This window comes from Providencia sp. TYF-12, from assembly GCF_041344805.1.
In the GTDB taxonomy this organism is placed as follows: domain Bacteria; phylum Pseudomonadota; class Gammaproteobacteria; order Enterobacterales; family Enterobacteriaceae; genus Providencia; species Providencia huashanensis.
Genome location: NZ_CP166833.1, coordinates 2,093,596 through 2,110,262 on the forward strand (window position 1 = coordinate 2,093,596; position 16,667 = coordinate 2,110,262).

General features: G+C 42.7%; 17 protein-coding genes. 15 read left to right on the forward strand and 2 right to left on the reverse strand.

Annotated features, from left to right (window positions below):
- Positions 1-40: 40 nt before the first annotated feature.
- Complete coding sequence (gene rne / locus ABE954_RS09305; protein ID WP_166696672.1) at positions 41-3,331, reverse strand: ribonuclease E; 3,291 nt, start codon at positions 3,329-3,331, stop codon at positions 41-43.
- 540 nt (positions 3,332-3,871) lie between these two features.
- Between rne and rluC the strand changes: the two genes are divergently transcribed.
- On the forward strand, positions 3,872-4,831 hold the full coding sequence (gene rluC, locus ABE954_RS09310) for a 23S rRNA pseudouridine(955/2504/2580) synthase RluC (protein WP_071548165.1): 960 nt from the start codon (positions 3,872-3,874) through the stop codon (positions 4,829-4,831).
- Between the two features lie 55 nt (positions 4,832-4,886).
- Here the strand turns inward: rluC and ABE954_RS09315 are convergent, their stop codons facing one another.
- On the reverse strand, positions 4,887-5,471 hold the full coding sequence (locus ABE954_RS09315; protein WP_129466068.1) for a nucleoside triphosphate pyrophosphatase: 585 nt from the start codon (positions 5,469-5,471) through the stop codon (positions 4,887-4,889).
- Positions 5,472-5,614: 143 nt separating this feature from the next.
- On the opposite strand from ABE954_RS09315, the gene yceD reads away from it, so the two are divergent.
- The 14 genes from yceD (at position 5,615) to hinT (ending at position 16,666) form a co-directional block, all read left to right on the forward strand.
- Positions 5,615-6,139 carry a 23S rRNA accumulation protein YceD gene (gene yceD / locus ABE954_RS09320; protein WP_048607428.1) on the forward strand — a complete coding sequence of 175 codons (525 nt, stop codon included), beginning with the start codon at positions 5,615-5,617 and terminating at the stop codon, positions 6,137-6,139.
- Between the two features lie 12 nt (positions 6,140-6,151).
- Positions 6,152-6,322, forward strand: a complete 171-nt coding sequence (rpmF, locus tag ABE954_RS09325; RefSeq protein ID WP_006660802.1) for a 50S ribosomal protein L32 — start codon at positions 6,152-6,154, stop codon at positions 6,320-6,322.
- A gap of 12 nt (positions 6,323-6,334) precedes the next feature.
- The gene (gene plsX, locus ABE954_RS09330; protein WP_071548163.1) at positions 6,335-7,375 is read left to right on the forward strand and encodes a phosphate acyltransferase PlsX; all 1,041 of its coding nucleotides are present in this window, start codon (positions 6,335-6,337) and stop codon (positions 7,373-7,375) included.
- Positions 7,376-7,384: 9 nt separating this feature from the next.
- Positions 7,385-8,335, forward strand: coding sequence for a beta-ketoacyl-ACP synthase III (locus ABE954_RS09335; RefSeq protein ID WP_042844304.1), 951 nt, complete (start codon positions 7,385-7,387; stop codon positions 8,333-8,335).
- A gap of 18 nt (positions 8,336-8,353) precedes the next feature.
- A complete protein-coding gene (fabD, locus tag ABE954_RS09340; protein WP_048607425.1) occupies positions 8,354-9,286 on the forward strand; it encodes an ACP S-malonyltransferase in 933 nt (310 codons plus the stop codon).
- A 7-nt stretch (positions 9,287-9,293) separates the two neighbouring features.
- A complete protein-coding gene (fabG, locus tag ABE954_RS09345) occupies positions 9,294-10,028 on the forward strand; it encodes a 3-oxoacyl-ACP reductase FabG (protein ID WP_048607423.1) in 735 nt (244 codons plus the stop codon).
- A 155-nt stretch (positions 10,029-10,183) separates the two neighbouring features.
- Positions 10,184-10,420: an acyl carrier protein gene (gene acpP, locus ABE954_RS09350; RefSeq protein WP_042843441.1), complete on the forward strand. Its 237-nt coding sequence runs from the start codon at positions 10,184-10,186 to the stop codon at positions 10,418-10,420.
- A gap of 77 nt (positions 10,421-10,497) precedes the next feature.
- The gene (gene fabF, locus ABE954_RS09355; protein WP_042843442.1) at positions 10,498-11,748 is read left to right on the forward strand and encodes a beta-ketoacyl-ACP synthase II; all 1,251 of its coding nucleotides are present in this window, start codon (positions 10,498-10,500) and stop codon (positions 11,746-11,748) included.
- Positions 11,749-11,898: 150 nt separating this feature from the next.
- A complete protein-coding gene (gene pabC, locus ABE954_RS09360) occupies positions 11,899-12,729 on the forward strand; it encodes an aminodeoxychorismate lyase (RefSeq protein WP_071548161.1) in 831 nt (276 codons plus the stop codon).
- Positions 12,730-12,781: 52 nt separating this feature from the next.
- On the forward strand, positions 12,782-13,804 hold the full coding sequence (gene mltG, locus ABE954_RS09365) for an endolytic transglycosylase MltG (RefSeq protein WP_042843444.1): 1,023 nt from the start codon (positions 12,782-12,784) through the stop codon (positions 13,802-13,804).
- A gap of 7 nt (positions 13,805-13,811) precedes the next feature.
- Positions 13,812-14,438 (forward strand): dTMP kinase, encoded by a 627-nt coding sequence (gene tmk, locus ABE954_RS09370; RefSeq protein WP_042843445.1) that lies wholly within the window; start codon positions 13,812-13,814, stop codon positions 14,436-14,438.
- Positions 14,439-14,467: 29 nt separating this feature from the next.
- On the forward strand, positions 14,468-15,460 hold the full coding sequence (gene holB, locus ABE954_RS09375) for a DNA polymerase III subunit delta' (protein WP_272678032.1): 993 nt from the start codon (positions 14,468-14,470) through the stop codon (positions 15,458-15,460).
- A gap of 12 nt (positions 15,461-15,472) precedes the next feature.
- Complete coding sequence (locus tag ABE954_RS09380; RefSeq protein ID WP_042843447.1) at positions 15,473-16,264, forward strand: metal-dependent hydrolase; 792 nt, start codon at positions 15,473-15,475, stop codon at positions 16,262-16,264.
- A gap of 48 nt (positions 16,265-16,312) precedes the next feature.
- Positions 16,313-16,666: a purine nucleoside phosphoramidase gene (hinT, locus tag ABE954_RS09385; RefSeq protein WP_042843448.1), complete on the forward strand. Its 354-nt coding sequence runs from the start codon at positions 16,313-16,315 to the stop codon at positions 16,664-16,666.
- Position 16,667: the final 1 nt, after the last annotated feature.

Below are 16,667 nucleotides of genomic sequence, written 5' to 3' on the forward strand. Positions count from 1 at the left end.
GTTTCCTATCAAGGCTTTTATGTTTACAGCTAGCTAGTTCTTAGAAATCAGCAGGTTTTGCCATTTCAGAGGTTGCGACGTTTGAAGCAACATGGCCACCTGCGCCACCTTTACCTTCAAAGGTTGAGGCATCGCGTAGGTATTCTTTAATTTCAAATGACGCACCCGAAGTTTCAGGGGCAGGCGCTTTAGTCATTGGTGAATACGCATGGCGTTTATGTAAGCTTACAGCGACAACAGTTGATTCGGTGACCTTAACGGGTTCAACCTCTTTAACTATTACGGGCTCTTTTGCTGTCTCAACGATAACCTCAGACGTTGATGTTTCTTCAACGAATTGAGTCACAGTTTCATCAACAGCTTCAGTTTGAGCGGAAGCTTCTTCTACAACGAGCTCAGTTGTTTCTGACTTAACAACAGATTCAACAGGAGACTCAATCACTTGCTCTGTTGTTTCAGGCGCTTTCTCGACGATTGCTGTAGTTTCAGTTAGTGTGTTTTCAGATTGAGTCACTTCAACGGCCTCAATCTCAGCAGGTACTGCTTCTACTGGTTGTTCATCGATAGGGGCTTTAACTTCAGCTTCCACAACAGGGGATGCAACCGTTTCTGATACTTCTACCTGAGCAACCTCAACAGCGGTAGCCGTTACAGCAGGAACAATAACCTCTGATTGTGACGCTGTCACTTTTGTTTTTTCAGCCGAAGAGGCTTCATCAACACTTTGTTGTTCCAGCATTTCTTCATTAGTAATGATCGCCATACCTTCTTGTTGTGGTTGGGCGATAGGATAATGAATAAATACTTTACCTGATGCTAGTTCAGGTGAGGCAACCGCAGCGATTAATGGCATTGGCGACTTATTCAAATGACGCTCATCGCGGTAGCGACGACGACGTTGCCCACTTACGCGTAAGTGGCGTGGCGAACGACGTGAACGACGAGGAATGATGGTGTCTTGCTTTTCTTCGTCATCTGCTTGAGTGTTTACGCCTTGCAGGTCATCTGTTTTAACTTCACCTTCAGACTGATTGACAGGCGTTACAACGACAGGCAATGCGGCAAGAGGTTGCGTAGCCACCACTTCCTGTGATGTTTCAACCGAATCTACAACTTGGTCGTTATCGGTAACACGGATTTTCTGTGATAACTGGCGACGTTGGCGACGAGGTGTAACAGGGCGTTGTTGTTCCTCTTTCTCCGCAACATTTTCGACGTTATCTTGTTGAGCATCTTGTTGTGCTTTTGCAGCTTGTTGCTGACGTTTTTCGTCCTGACGGCGACGACGCTCTGCACGTTGCTCACGACGTTGTTGCTGATTATCGCGATTGTTGCTATCAGTTGTTTGCTCATCTTGTTGGCTCGTATTTTTATTATTACGGCCTTTATTACGATTGTTGGTTTCATCCGCAGTCGCATTACGATTATTGCGATTGTCGCGATTGTCACGAGTTTCGCGGTTTTCATTATCATCGCGGTCACGACGGTTATTATTACGGCGATCATTGTTACGACGACGATCGTTATTACGGCGACGGTCATTATTATTGCGAGGTTTCGGTGCTGGTTTCTCAACCACCTTTTCTTCTTCCTCACCAAATAGCTTCTTGAAGAAGGCCGCAATTTTACTGAATAAGCCTGGCGTTGCCTGCTCTGTTGTCACGGGTTTTGCTGGGGTTTTTGAAACGGTTTCTTTAGGTTTCACCGCAGGCATGTCGACAGGTTCTTGCAGGGCAAAAGCCGAAATCGCTGGTTGCTCAGGAAGTTTACGCTCTGCAGTCGTTTCATCAATTTGATTTAACGTTTCTGTCTCATGATATTGCGCTAAATTGTAGCTTAGAGTGTTAACTTCTTCGCCTTTACGAATACGGATCACATGGAAGTGAGGCGTTTGCATTTGGTCATTAGGGACAATCACCACACGCACATGGCTTTGGCGTTGTTCAATATCACTGACTGCTTTGCGTTTTTCGTTTAGTAGATAAGACGCGATTTGGACTGGCACAATCGCGTGTACTTCATGGGTATTCTCTTTTAAGGCTTCTTCTTCAATAAGACGAAGCACAGACAACGATAGTGACTCGTTATCACGAATTGTCCCTGTCCCCATGCAACGAGGGCAGACGTGATGGCTTGACTCACCAAGAGAAGGGCTCAAACGTTGACGTGACATCTCCAGTAAACCGAAACGAGAAATACGTGCAATTTGAATGCGCGCACGGTCTTGTCGTACGGCTTCACGTAGACGATTTTCAACTTCACGCTGATGGCGAACCGGTGTCATATCGATAAAGTCAATGACAATCAAACCGCCCAAGTCACGTAGACGTAGCTGGCGAGCAATCTCATCAGCCGCTTCTAAGTTGGTATTGAATGCAGTTTCTTCGATATCACCGCCACGGGTTGACCGTGAGGAGTTGATATCGATAGCGGTTAATGCTTCAGTCGTATCGATGACTAATGCGCCACCTGAAGGCAAACGAACTTCACGTTGGAATGCAGACTCAATTTGCGACTCGATTTGATAATGGCTAAATAAAGGAACATCACCACTATAGTGTTTAATTTTGCTGGCGAAATCACCGCGACCGATAGCTTCAATATGGTTACGAGCCATTTCGACCACTTTCGGGTTATCAATAAGAATTTCACCAATGTCAGGGCGTAGATAATCACGGAACGCACGAACAATAACGTTACTTTCTTGATGAATAAGGAACGGTGCAGGGCGGTTTTCAGCCGCTTTTTGGATAGCATCCCAATGGCGTAAGCGATAAAGTAAATCTTGTTGCAGTGATTCTGCTGATTTGCCTACACCTGCTGTACGGACAATTAACCCCATACCGTCTGGAATTTCTAAAGAAGACAAAGCTTCTTTAAGTTCTGTACGGTCTTCACCTTCAATACGACGGGAAATCCCCCCTGCGCGAGGGTTATTTGGCATTAAAACTAAATAGCTCCCAGCCAAACTAATAAAGGTCGTTAGTGCTGCACCTTTATTGCCTCGTTCTTCTTTATCAACTTGGACAATAACTTCTTGGCCTTCCTTTAACACATCTTTAATGTTAGGACGGCCCTGAGAGTGGTAGTTGCTTGGGAAGTATTCACGAGCGATTTCTTTGATAGGAAGGAAACCGTGCCTTTCAGCGCCGTAGTCAACAAATGCGGCTTCAAGACTGGGTTCAATGCGGGTGATTTTACCTTTGTAAATATTGGCCTTTTTTTGCTCATGACCTGGACTTTCAATATCCAGATCATAAAGACGTTGCCCGTCAACAAGGGCAACACGCAACTCTTCCTGTTGAGTTGCGTTTATTAGCATTCTTTTCATGTTATTACTTACTCAATTATTTTCTTTAAATAAAGAGCAGCGAAAGAATGAGCTACTGTAAACCGATGGCCTCGTGATTTTTACAAAACCGTCTGCCTCGCGGCAGTCGTTCGTATAGAGACGCGCAGTATTCGGTGAACCTGATTTTTAGATTAAAAATTCAGCGTTCTTAATCAGGATGCCGTATGTTATTGAAAACGGAAGTTCCTAACCCAATAAGCTAAAATTCGTTGCTCGCTAATTTATTTGATGTTGCTAAATGTCTTACGCCATTGCTGCATTGTTACGTCATCAAATAAGAAATCCTATATAACGCCAATTTTCGTTTTTTAAACATTTCGGCGACTTCGTATTATTCCATTGCCATAGACATTATAGCAAGTCGATACGGAAGTTATATGGAAATTTTATTTAGAAATAGGATAAATCAGGCAGAAAATAGACAAATTAAAAAAAAAGATAAAAAATTTTGTGGAGTCGGTATGATAGAGAGAGCGAATAAGAGCATATTTTAATCAATTAGAGTTAACGCATTCCCGAATGAATATACAAAACCAAGTTCAATTTATTGAGATCAGCGATGACGAAGCTGGGCAACGCATCGACAATTTTTTGCTCACCAAACTCAAAGGTGTGCCAAAAAGTATGATTTATCGCATTATCCGTAAAGGGGAAGTGCGTGTTAACAAAGGGCGGATAAAACCAGAATATAAATTGCTGGAAGGGGACCAAGTTCGCGTACCGCCAGTTAGGGTTGCTGAGCGTGAAACAGCGCCAGTATCAGCTAAATTAGGGAAAGTGGCAGCGCTTGCTGACTGTATTTTATTTGAAGATGATTATATCTTAGTGCTGAACAAACCTTCTGGAACGGCGGTACATGGCGGAAGTGGGCTCAGTTTTGGGGTGATTGAAGGGCTTAGAGCGCTACGCCCAGAAGCTCGTTTTCTTGAGTTAGTTCATCGCCTTGATAGGGATACATCAGGTATTTTATTGGTGGCCAAAAAACGCTCAGCCCTTAGGGCATTACACGAACAATTGCGCTTAAAGCAAATGCAAAAAGATTATTTAGCGCTAGTTCGAGGAAATTGGCAGTCGCATACTAAGGTCGTTCAAGCGCCGCTACTAAAAAATATCCTCCAAAGTGGTGAGCGAGTAGTAAAAGTTAACAGTGAAGGTAAGCCTTCAGAAACGCGTTTCAAAGTTGAAGAGCGCTTTGAAAATGCAACCTTAATTAAGGCTAGCCCAGTGACAGGGCGTACTCACCAAATCCGTGTACATACTTTATACGCGGGGCATCCCATTGCATTTGATGACCGCTATGGTGACAGGCAATTTGATAGCCAATTGGCGGATACAGGTTTAAACCGTTTATTTCTGCACGCCAGTGCGCTGAAATTCACACACCCAAATACAGGGGAAGAAATGCGCTTACAGGCACCTATGGATGCAGGGTTAACCCGTTGCTTAAAAGTGTTGCGTAACCGTAAAACAGCAATTTAATAGTTTTGGCAGTGACAGAGAGTGAACCCCTGTCACTGCGCCATGCTCTATTTAGTTAATCGCTTAGGGGGTTAACACCGCACTTTCTCAACATTTCTAATAACAATATGATAGGTAACCCGATTAATGTATTAGGGTCTCTTCCTTCGAGCCGTTCAAACAAAGCAATGCCCAATCCTTCAGATTTAAAACTACCAGCACACTGGAAAGGTTCTTCTTTATGCAAATAATGAGTGATTTCGTCATCCGTTAGTTGGCGAAAATAGACATCGAATAATTCACATTGCACATCAAACTTACCTATTTCAGTATCAAGTAAACACAAACCGGTATAAAAGGTAATTTTATTTCCTGATGCGGCTTGTAATTGTTTGAAGGCGTTATCAAAGCTATGAGGTTTGCCAACTATTTTTCCATCAATGACACAGACTTGGTCGGAACCAATGATGAGGTGTTGTGGGTATTGGTTCGCCAAAGCGGCGGCTTTTGCATGGGCTAACCGCATGACCAGTTCTTGAGCCGATTCATGTAAAATAGGCGATTCATCAATGTTAGGTGGAACCGCTAAAAAAGGTAATCCTAATTTTTTTAGCAAGGTTTGTCGGAACTCTGAAGTTGACGCCAAAATAATCGATTTCATGATTTTTCTCGAAACTCGTAGCCAAAAGGGTTAACTCATTTTAAACTATAAAACGCAAAACCTGCGATTTTTTGGTGAAAAGGCGAGTTTACCCCGCCTTTTTCTTTGACTATAGCTCATTACAAAGTTAATATGCGCGCCTTATGCAAAAGGTAAAATTACCCCTGACTATCGATGCGCAGCGTGCAGCTCAGAAAAACCTCGACTATGTCGGGAGTTATACACCTGAGCAAGTTACACGTATTGCCGAATCAGTAGTCAGTGTAGATAGTGATGTAGAAACCGAATTATCATTTAAAATTGATAATCAGCGTTTGACTGTCATTGAGGGGAAATCCCAAGTGGATGTCACCTTAAAATGTCAACGTTGCAGAACTGATTTCAAGCATCATGTCTACGTATCGTATTGTTTTAGTCCTGTCGTCAATGACGAAAAGGCCGAAGCATTACCGGAGCTCTACGAGCCAATTCAAATTGATGAATTTGGTGAAATAGATTTGCTGGGAATGATAGAAGATGAAATAATTCTTTCCTTACCAGTGGTTCCGGTTCATGATTCTGAACACTGTGAAGTGTCCGAAGCGGATATGGTCTTTGGTGAACTGCCTCCTGAGGCAGAAAAACCAAACCCATTTGCCGTATTAGCCAGTTTAAAGAAAAGTACTTAAGGAGTAAGGTCAATGGCCGTACAACAGAATAAACCAACTCGTTCAAAACGCGGTATGCGTCGTTCACATGATGCACTGACTGCTACCCTAGTTTCTGTAGATAAAACTTCCGGTGAAACTCACCTGCGTCACCACGTGACTGCAGATGGTTACTACCGTGGCCGTAAGGTTATCAGCAAGTAATTTGTTGTTACCTTGGCTAATCTAACCATTGCGTTAGATGCTATGGGCGGGGATGTTGGTCCCCGCGTCACGGTGCCTGCTGCATTGCAGGCACTGGCATCTAATCCAGCGCTAAAATTACTGCTAGTCGGTCAACCCGATGCCATTCAACCTTTGCTTGCACAATGTCGTGCAGAGCAACTTTCGCGTGTCGAAATAATCCCTGCGGACGGTGTTATCGCAAATGATGCTAAGCCATCGAATGCCATAAGACAAAGTAAGGGGACGTCAATGCGAGTGGCTTTGGAGTTGGTAAAAACTGGGCAGGCACAAGCGTGCGTGAGTGCAGGCAATACCGGTGCACTGATGGGGTTAGCTAAATTGATGTTAAAGTCGATAGACGGCATTGAACGTCCTGCGTTAATGACCATCTTACCTAATCAGCAAAAAAGCCAAACAGTTGTGCTTGATTTAGGCGCTAATGTCAATTGTAGTAGTGATATGTTAGTGCAATTTGCTGTAATGGGTTCAGTTATGGCCGAAGAAGTGGTCAATATTTCTAAACCTAGAGTCGCTTTGCTCAATATTGGCGAAGAAGAGAGCAAGGGGCTAGATAATATCCGCGAAGCCGCCTCCGTGTTAAAAGAAACAACGTCAATTAACTATATTGGTTATGTAGAAGGTAATGAATTACTGACAGGCAAAACTGATGTATTAGTATGTGACGGCTTCGCAGGTAACGTCTCTTTAAAAACAATGGAAGGTGTCATCCGAGTGATCCTTTCATTGATAAAATCATCAAGTGATCAAAATAAAAAACGCAGTTGGTTGATGCAACTGGCGAAAAAATGGCTAAAAAAACGTTTAATGAAGCGTTTTGGGGATATGAACCCCGACCAGTATAATGGTGCGACTCTGTTAGGATTAAAAGGTATTGTCATCAAGAGTCATGGTGCAGCGAATGAAGGCGCTTTTAAAGCCGCAATTGACCGCGCAGTACAAGCTGTTGAAAAGCAAGTCCCAGAAAGAATAACAGCGCGACTAAATATTGTTTTACCCAGGAGTGATCAATAACCTATGGCTATGTACAGTAAAATCTTAGGAACAGGCAGCTACTTGCCAGCGCAAGTGCGCACCAATGCTGATCTGGAGAAAATGGTTGATACTTCTGATGAGTGGATTGTGACACGCACTGGAATACACGAAAGAAGAATTGCAAACGAAGACGAAAGTGTCTCAGTGATGGGGTTACATGCTGCAAAAAATGCGCTAGAAATGGCTCAAATTGAGGCGGCTGAAATAGGCTTGATTATTGTTGCAACAACATCAGCGACGCATGCCTTTCCAAGCGCAGCTTGCCAAATACAGCAACTGTTAGGTATTAATGATTGCGCTGCTTTTGATGTCGCCGCAGCTTGTGCTGGTTTTACTTATGCAATCAGCATTGCGGATCAGTTTGTCAAAACAGGTATGACGAAGAAAGCCTTGGTGATTGGCGCTGATGCATTATCAAAAACATTAGACCCTGAAGACCGTGGTACTATTATTTTATTTGGTGATGCAGCAGGGGCTGTAGTTATTGGTGCATCTGAAGAGCCGGGTATTATTTCTACTCATCTGCATGCGGATGGTCGTTATGGTGATTTATTAACATTGCCTAACCGCAGTCGCTGTTCTGAAGACCCAGCGTATTTAACGATGACGGGTAATGAAGTATTTAAAGTTGCAGTGCGCGAATTAGCCCATATTGTTGATGAAACATTGACTGAAAGTGGTATTGCAAAAGAAGAACTTGATTGGTTAGTGCCACATCAAGCAAATTTAAGAATTATATCTGCGACGGCTAAAAAGTTAGATATGACAATGGATAAAGTTGTTGTCACCCTTGACCGTCATGGTAATACTTCTGCAGCATCAGTTCCAACCGCTTTGGATGAAGCGGTTCGAGATGGCCGTATTCAACGTGGTCAACTGGTGCTTTTAGAGGCCTTTGGTGGTGGTTTCACTTGGGGCTCTGCATTAGTTCGTTTTTAATTAACTGAGAAAATAGACATGACACAATTTGCTATGGTATTTCCCGGACAGGGTTCTCAGTCTTTAGGTATGTTAGCGGCACTGGCTGAGGAAAATCAGCTAGTTGAGCAGACATTCGCTGAAGCATCGGAAGCATTGGGTTACGATCTTTGGGCACTAGTACAAAATGGGCCAGAAGAAGAATTAAATAAAACATGGCAGACTCAGCCCGCATTGTTAGCTGCATCCGTGGCTATCTTCCGTATTTGGAAAGACAAAAATGGAGCGATGCCAGCGATTATGGCGGGTCATAGCTTAGGTGAATACTCCGCGTTGGTTTGCGCAGGGGTTATTGATTTTAAACAAGCAATTAAACTTGTTGAATTACGTGGCAAATTAATGCAAGAAGCTGTTCCTGAAGGGACGGGTGCGATGTATGCCATTATCGGTTTAGATAACGAATCCATTGAAAAAGCTTGTCAAGAATCTGCACAAGGCCAAGTTGTTTCTCCGGTTAATTTTAATTCACCTGGGCAAGTCGTTATCGCCGGTGAAAAAGCTGCAGTAGAACGTGCAGGGGCTGCATGTAAAGAAGCAGGAGCAAAACGTGCATTGCCGTTATCTGTGAGTGTTCCTTCTCACTGTGCATTAATGAAGCCTGCTGCTGATAAATTAGCCGATGCGTTAGAAAAAATTGATTTTTGTGAGCCAGACTATCCAGTTATCAACAATGTTGATGTTAAAATAGAGCAATCGGCGCAAAATATTCGTGATGCTTTAGTCCGTCAGCTGTATAATCCAGTCCGTTGGACGGAAACAGTAGAATTGATGGCAGATCAAGGTGTTGAACACCTTATCGAAGTAGGGCCGGGTAAAGTATTGACTGGTCTTACCAAGCGAATTGTCTCTAATTTAACTGCCGTAGCAATCAATGATCCTGTATCATTGAGCACTGCTTTAGAAAATAGCTGAGGAAGACATGGGCTTTGAAGGAAAAATTGCACTGGTAACAGGTGCTAGCCGTGGGATAGGTAAAGCGATAGCTTTAACCTTAATCGCACGCGGTGCAACTGTTATTGGGACCGCAACAAGCGAAAAAGGCGCAGAAGCTATTACCGCTTACCTTGATGGTAAAGGTAAAGGTTTAGCGTTAAACGTGACTGATGCAGCATCAATCGAAGAAACTTTGACCAAGATCCGTAAAGAATTTGGTGAAATTGACATTTTGATTAATAATGCAGGTATCACACGTGATAACCTATTGATGCGTATGAAAGATGATGAATGGCAAGATGTTATTGACACCAATCTTTCATCCGTTTACCGTTTGTCTAAATCCGTTTTGCGTGCCATGATGAAAAAACGTTATGGTCGTATTATTTCTATCGCATCTGTTGTTGGGGTGATGGGAAATGCGGGGCAAACAAACTACGCGGCAGCGAAAGCTGGGCTGATTGGTTTTAGTAAATCATTAGCTCGTGAAATCGCTTCTCGTGGTATTACTGTCAACGTCGTTGCACCTGGTTTTATCGAAACTGATATGACTAAAGCATTGACAGATGAACAGCGTGCAGGCATTTTATCTCAGGTTCCTGCTGATAGACTGGGTGATGCACAAGAAATTGCCAGTGCTGTAGCGTTTTTAGCTTCTGACGAAGCGGCTTACATCACAGGTGAAACATTGCATGTCAATGGTGGCATGTACATGATCTAAAGAAATGATGGAACTATTTGCATTATTAGTGTTATCCAACGCTAAATAATGCAAAATAATGGTTCCAACAGTCGGGATTGGGTTGTATCTTTTCCTGTATTTCATAAACTACGAAAACCATCGCGAAAGCGAGTTTTGATAGGAATTTTAATAGTATGAGCACTATCGAAGAACGCGTTAAGAAAATCATCGTTGAACAACTGGGTGTTGAAGAGAAAGAAGTTGTAAATACAGCTTCATTTGTTGATGACTTGGGCGCTGATTCTCTTGACACAGTTGAGCTGGTTATGGCTCTAGAAGAAGAGTTCGATTGCGAAATCCCTGACGAAGAAGCTGAAAAGATCACAACAGTACAGGCAGCGTTGGATTACGTCGGCAACGCATCTAAATAATTGTACGAAAACTTATCTAGGCGATCACTCGATCGCCTATGTTTCCTTTGTAACTTTTCCCTCCTTGGAGGAAATACGTGTCTAAGCGTCGTGTAGTCGTAACCGGACTGGGCATGTTATCTCCTGTCGGCAACACAGTTGAGTCATCATGGAAAGCTGTTTGTGACGGACAGAGTGGTATCAGCCTAATTGAGCATTTTGATACTATTAACCACGCAACTAAATTTGCTGGCTTAGTAAAAGATTTCAATTACGAAGATTTTGGCATCTCTCGTAAAGATGCGAAAAAAATGGACCCATTTATCCAATACGGCATCGCAGCAGGCTTTCAGGCCTTTAAAGATGCAGGGTTGGAAGTAACAGAAGCCAATGCTACTCGGATTGGTGCAGCGATTGGTTCTGGTATTGGTGGGTTAGGGTTAATTCAGGATAACTGTGAATCTCTATTACACGGTGGTCCTCGAAAAGTTAGCCCATTCTTCGTACCGTCAACCATCATTAATATGGTGGCTGGTCATTTAAGTATTATGTACGGTTTCCGTGGTCCCAGTATTTCTATTGCTACAGCCTGTACATCGGGTGTGCATAATATTGGTCATGCGGCGCGTATGATTGCTTATGGTGATGCAGAAGTAATGGTTGCAGGCGGTGCTGAAAAAGCAACAACCCCGCTTGGTGTTGCGGGTTTTGGCGCAGCAAGAGCGTTATCAACTCGTAATGATGACCCACAAGCAGCAAGTCGCCCTTGGGATAAAGACCGTGATGGTTTTGTTCTTGGTGATGGTGCAGGTATCATTATTCTTGAAGAATATGAACATGCCAAAGCGCGTGGTGCGAAAATTTATGCCGAAATTGCAGGCTTTGGGATGAGCAGTGATGCCTACCATATGACTTCACCTCCAGAAAATGGGGAAGGCGCAGCGCTTGCAATGGAAAACGCACTGAAAGATGCAGGTATTCAAGCAAGTGACGTAGGGTATATTAATGCTCACGGTACTTCGACACCTGCGGGTGACTTAGCCGAAGCACAGGCTGTTGTGTCTGTATTTGGTGAGGGTACTGATGTACTCGTTAGCTCAACCAAATCCATGACAGGGCATCTTTTAGGTGCAGCGGGTGCTATTGAGTCAATCTTTACCATCTTATCATTGTGTGATCAAACTGTTCCACCAACCATTAATCTGGATAACCCAGATGAAGCATGCAAACTGGACTTTGTCCCAGGTCATGCACGCAAGGTTGAGAACATGGAGTATGCTCTGTGTAACTCATTTGGTTTTGGTGGTACAAACGGTTCATTGATTTTCCGTCGTTATCACGGCGAGTAAATAATCTATCACCGTTATTAATTAGCCCTAGTCGCTGAAAGTGACTAGGGCTTTATTTTGCCCATCTCTTTGCACAGCCATTCGCTTTAGTTTATGATGACTCATCTTGTTTACTGTCTGATTTATCAGCTTTTATTATAAGTATTATCAATGTCATATTGGGTTAATGGGCAAGTTTGCCAGCAAATAAGCGTAACTGATCGTGCAGTCTCTTTTGGGGACGGCTGCTTTACGACCGTACATGTCGTTAATCAGCAAGCTAAAATGTTAGATGAGCACATTGCACGTTTGCAGCATGACAGCCAGAGGTTGAAAATAACTCAGCCTGACTGGGGTATGCTGAAACAGCATTTATTGCATATTTGCGCGCAGCAAGTAGAAGATGAACTGGTGCTAAAGGTGATAATTAGCCGTGGTGCAGGGGGGCGGGGTTATAGTTCTAGAGGCTTTAATTCACCAACAGTGATTGTCAGTGTTTCTCCCTTTCCACAAAACTATGTTCAACTACAATGTAAAGGGGCTGCGTTAATCTTAAGTGAGATCCCATTGGCACGTAGCCCATTATTAGCAGGTATGAAACACCTCAACCGGTTAGAGCAAGTTCTTATCAGACAAGAAATTGATGAGTATAACGCGGATGAGGCCATCGTACTTGATACCAACGGCGTTATCGTTGAATGTTGTAGTGCCAATGTCTTTTGGCGAGTTGGTCAAACAGTCTACACCCCAAAATTATCTCATTGTGGTGTGAATGGATTAATGAGACAAAAGATCATAGCACTACTGCAAGATAGTCAGTACCATTTTCAAGAAGTTGAGCGGTTTGCCTCTATTTTGAATTATTGTGATGAAGTGATTATTTGTAATGCATTGATGCCAGTGTTACCTGTACAAAGCATTCAGTTAAGCAAAGGGCAGTCGCCATTACAATTCATGTCGCGTGAATTATTTGAGTATCTCTTTTTGCGCTGCAAAATCTAGTATCTAAAAACTATATCACTATTACCTAAACACTTATTGAAATGGTCAATAAATGAAATTAGCCAAAAAAATCATTCTGATTACTGTGACTCTTACTGCTGTTGTAGCCGTTGCCGTATATTTACAATATCGTCAAGTCATGAACTATGCGAAAACCCCCATTAACTTGACTCAAGAGAAAATTTTAACGGTTCCTACAGGGACCGGGCGAGTTGCATTTGAAGCCTTGCTAGTCAAAGAAAATATGATTGAGCAGGGGAATGAGTTTCAATGGTTATTAAAATTACGGCCGGAACTCGCTCAATTAAAAGCGGGGACATACCGTTTACAACCTGACATGACCGTAGAACAATTATTATCGTTAGTGGTTAGCGGTAAAGAAGCTCAATTTTCTATTCGTTTTATTGAAGGTAACCGATTGAATGATTGGGGTAACATTTTACGTGATGCCCCTTACTTAGAACATACATCGACAGAGATGACACCAGCAGAACTTCATGCGTTTATCGGGTTCAAAGGTGAAGGTACACTAGAAGGGTGGTTATACCCTGACACCTATTTATATACGGCGGGGACAAAAGATACGGAAATTTTAAAGCGTGCATATAAGCGCATGCAAAGTAGCCTTGAAGAAGAATGGCAAGGGCGAGATAGAGACCTACCTTATAAAAATGCTTATGAAATGCTGATTATGGCTTCAATTATTGAAAAAGAAACCGGTGTAGAGAGTGAAAGGTCGCAAGTTGCATCGGTGTTTGTTAATCGTTTGAAGAAAAATATGCGCTTACAAACCGACCCAACAGTTATTTACGGCCTAGGTGATAAGTATGATGGTAAGATTTATCGTAGTGATTTAGACAATTACACACCGTACAATACTTATAAAATTGATGGGTTGCCGCCAACACCGATAGCAATGCCAAGTTTGGCATCAATAAAAGCGGCTGCGCACCCAGCTAAAACGGATTACCTCTATTTTGTCGCAGATGGTAAAGGCGGTCATACTTTTAGTCGCAACTTGAATGAACACAATCGGGCGGTCAAAGTTTATCGCCAATTTGAACAGCAAAAATGATAAAAAAATGAAAAATCAATTTATTGTTATTGAAGGATTAGAAGGTGCAGGCAAAACGACTGCAATCAATACGGTGGTAGATACACTTAATCAGGCGGGTATTACGGATATCGTTTTCACTCGGGAACCGGGTGGGACGCCACTAGCCGAAAAGCTACGAGAGCTGATCAAACAAGGGATTGAAGGCGATAAAGTCACTGATAAAGCTGAGTTATTAATGTTATATGCAGCGCGAGTTCAACTCGTTGAAACAGTGATTAAACCGGCTTTAGCCGCAGGTAAATGGGTTGTTGGTGACCGCCATGATTTGTCATCACAGGCGTACCAAGGCGGCGGAAGGGAAATCGACCACCAGTTAATGAAGTCGTTACGTGATTTGGTACTTGGTGAGTTTAAACCATCATTAACCTTGTATCTTGATTTATCGCCAGAATTGGGCTTACAACGTGCAAGGTCCCGCGGTGAGTTAGATAGAATCGAAAAAGAATCGTTAGCCTTTTTTGAAAGGACCCGTCACCGCTACCTTGAACTGGCAGCGGAAGATGAAACAATACTGACGGTTGATGCGAGCCAAAATATTGAGCAAGTACAATATGATATTCGCCAAACACTGACCCAATGGCTAGCTAAATAATGATAGGCAAAAAGTAAGGTGTTAATAACATGAATTGGTATCCTTGGTTAAATGAACCTTACCGGCAAATTATAGCGAACTATCAAAGTGGGCGAGGGCACCATGCCTTACTACTTCATTCTTTGCCTGGAAATGGGGCCGATGCACTTTGCTATGGTATTAGTCGTTGGCTTATTTGCCAAGAGCGTGAAGGGCTGAAAAGTTGTGGGAAGTGCCATAGCTGCAGATTAATGCTAGCAGGAACACACCCCGATTATCATGTTATTGACGTTGAAAAAGGTAAATCAACGGTCAGTGTTGATGCTGTTAGGAAATTAATTGAAACCTTGAGTAGTCATTCTCAACAAGGTGGCAATAAAGTGGTGTATATTCCTAGAATTGAAGCTTTCACTGATGCTGCGGCGAATGCGTTACTAAAAACGCTGGAAGAGCCTGCAAAAGACACTTATTTTCTATTAAGTAGTGACAAACCAGAGAATTTACTTGCCACAACTCGTAGCCGTTGTTTAAGTCATTTTTTGCCAGCTCCTGAGCCACAAATTGCGTTGTATTGGTTACAAAAACAACAGCCAAATGTAGTTGTTGATCACGCAATAACCGCATTGAAACTTTGTCAAGGTGCTCCAGTAGCCGCTCTGGCTCTGTTAGAAGAACATCTTTGGCAAAAACGGAATGCATTATGCCAAAGTATCTCTACAGCATTACAAACGCGGGATATGCTAAGTTTATTGCCACGATTGAATATTGAAGAAGCTTCAGCTGCCCTAAGTTGGTTATTAACCTTACTTTCCGATGCAGTTAAAGTACAGCAAGGTGCGACAACGTTCTGTATTAACCAAGATCATCTTGCACAAGTTATGCAATTGGCCAGTACCATGAACCGTTCTCAATTATTGGAGGCTTATGAACAGTGGCTACATTGTCGTTATCAATTATTGACAGTTCCTGCGCTTAATCAGGAACTTATTCTGACCAATCAATTATTACAATGGGAAGCCTTATTGGCTTCACCTTCATTTTAAAAAGAGTTAAATATGTTTGTTGTTGATTCACACTGCCATCTCGACTGTTTAGATTATGAAAAATTACACACTAATGTCGATGATGTTATCGCTAAGGCATCGGCTCGTGATGTCCGTTTCATGCTTGCCGTGGCAACAACGCTGCCCGGTTTTGAACAGATGAAAAAGCTCATTGGGTTACGTGACAATATTGCTTTTTCATGTGGTATTCATCCACTTAATTTAGACGAAGGCTATGACTTTGAGCGCTTAGCGCAATTAGCCGCCGGCCCTGAGGTTGTGGCACTGGGTGAGACAGGGCTTGATTACTACTATCAACAAGAGAATGCTGCATTGCAGCAAGAGTCTTTTCGTCAGCATATCCGTATCGGCCGAGCAGTAAATAAACCCGTGATCGTACATACGCGTGCTGCGCAAAAGGATACGCTAACAATTTTACGTGAAGAACAAGTTAGTGAGTGTGGTGGGGTATTACACTGTTTCACTGAAGACAAAGCGACAGCTAGCGAATTGCTCGATTTAGGAATGTATATTTCATTTTCAGGGATTGTGACATTCCGCAATGCTGAACAAATCAGAGAAGCGGCGCGTATTGTGCCCCTAGATAGAATCTTGGTCGAAACAGACTCCCCATATTTGGCCCCAGTACCGCATCGTGGAAAAGAAAATCAGCCTGCATACGTACGTGATGTGGCTGAATACATGGCGGTGCTGAAAGGGGTTAGCGTTGAACAAATGGCTGAAATTACAACACAAAATTTCAATCGTTTATTTCATTTGAATGTTGGCTCGAATAACGGGTAACTTGTTAACAATATATAAACTAACTATTGGATTAGTAAGGGAATTGATATGGCAGAAGAAACAATTTTTAGTAAAATCATTCGTCGCGAAATCCCTGCGGATGTCGTTTACCAAGATGAGCTTGTCACGGCATTTCGTGATATATCGCCACAAGCGCCTTCACATATTTTAATTATCCCCAATAAATTAATCCCCACAGTAAACGATGTGACGGTGGATGACGAACTGGCGTTAGGGCGTTTATTTACGGTGGCAGCTAAAATTGCCAAAGAAGAAGGCATTGCTGAAAATGGCTATCGTTTGATTATGAATTGCAATGAGCATTCTGGACAAGAGGTATTCCATATTCATATGCATTTAGTGGGTGGTCGCCCATTAGGGCCTTTATTGGCTAAATCATAAT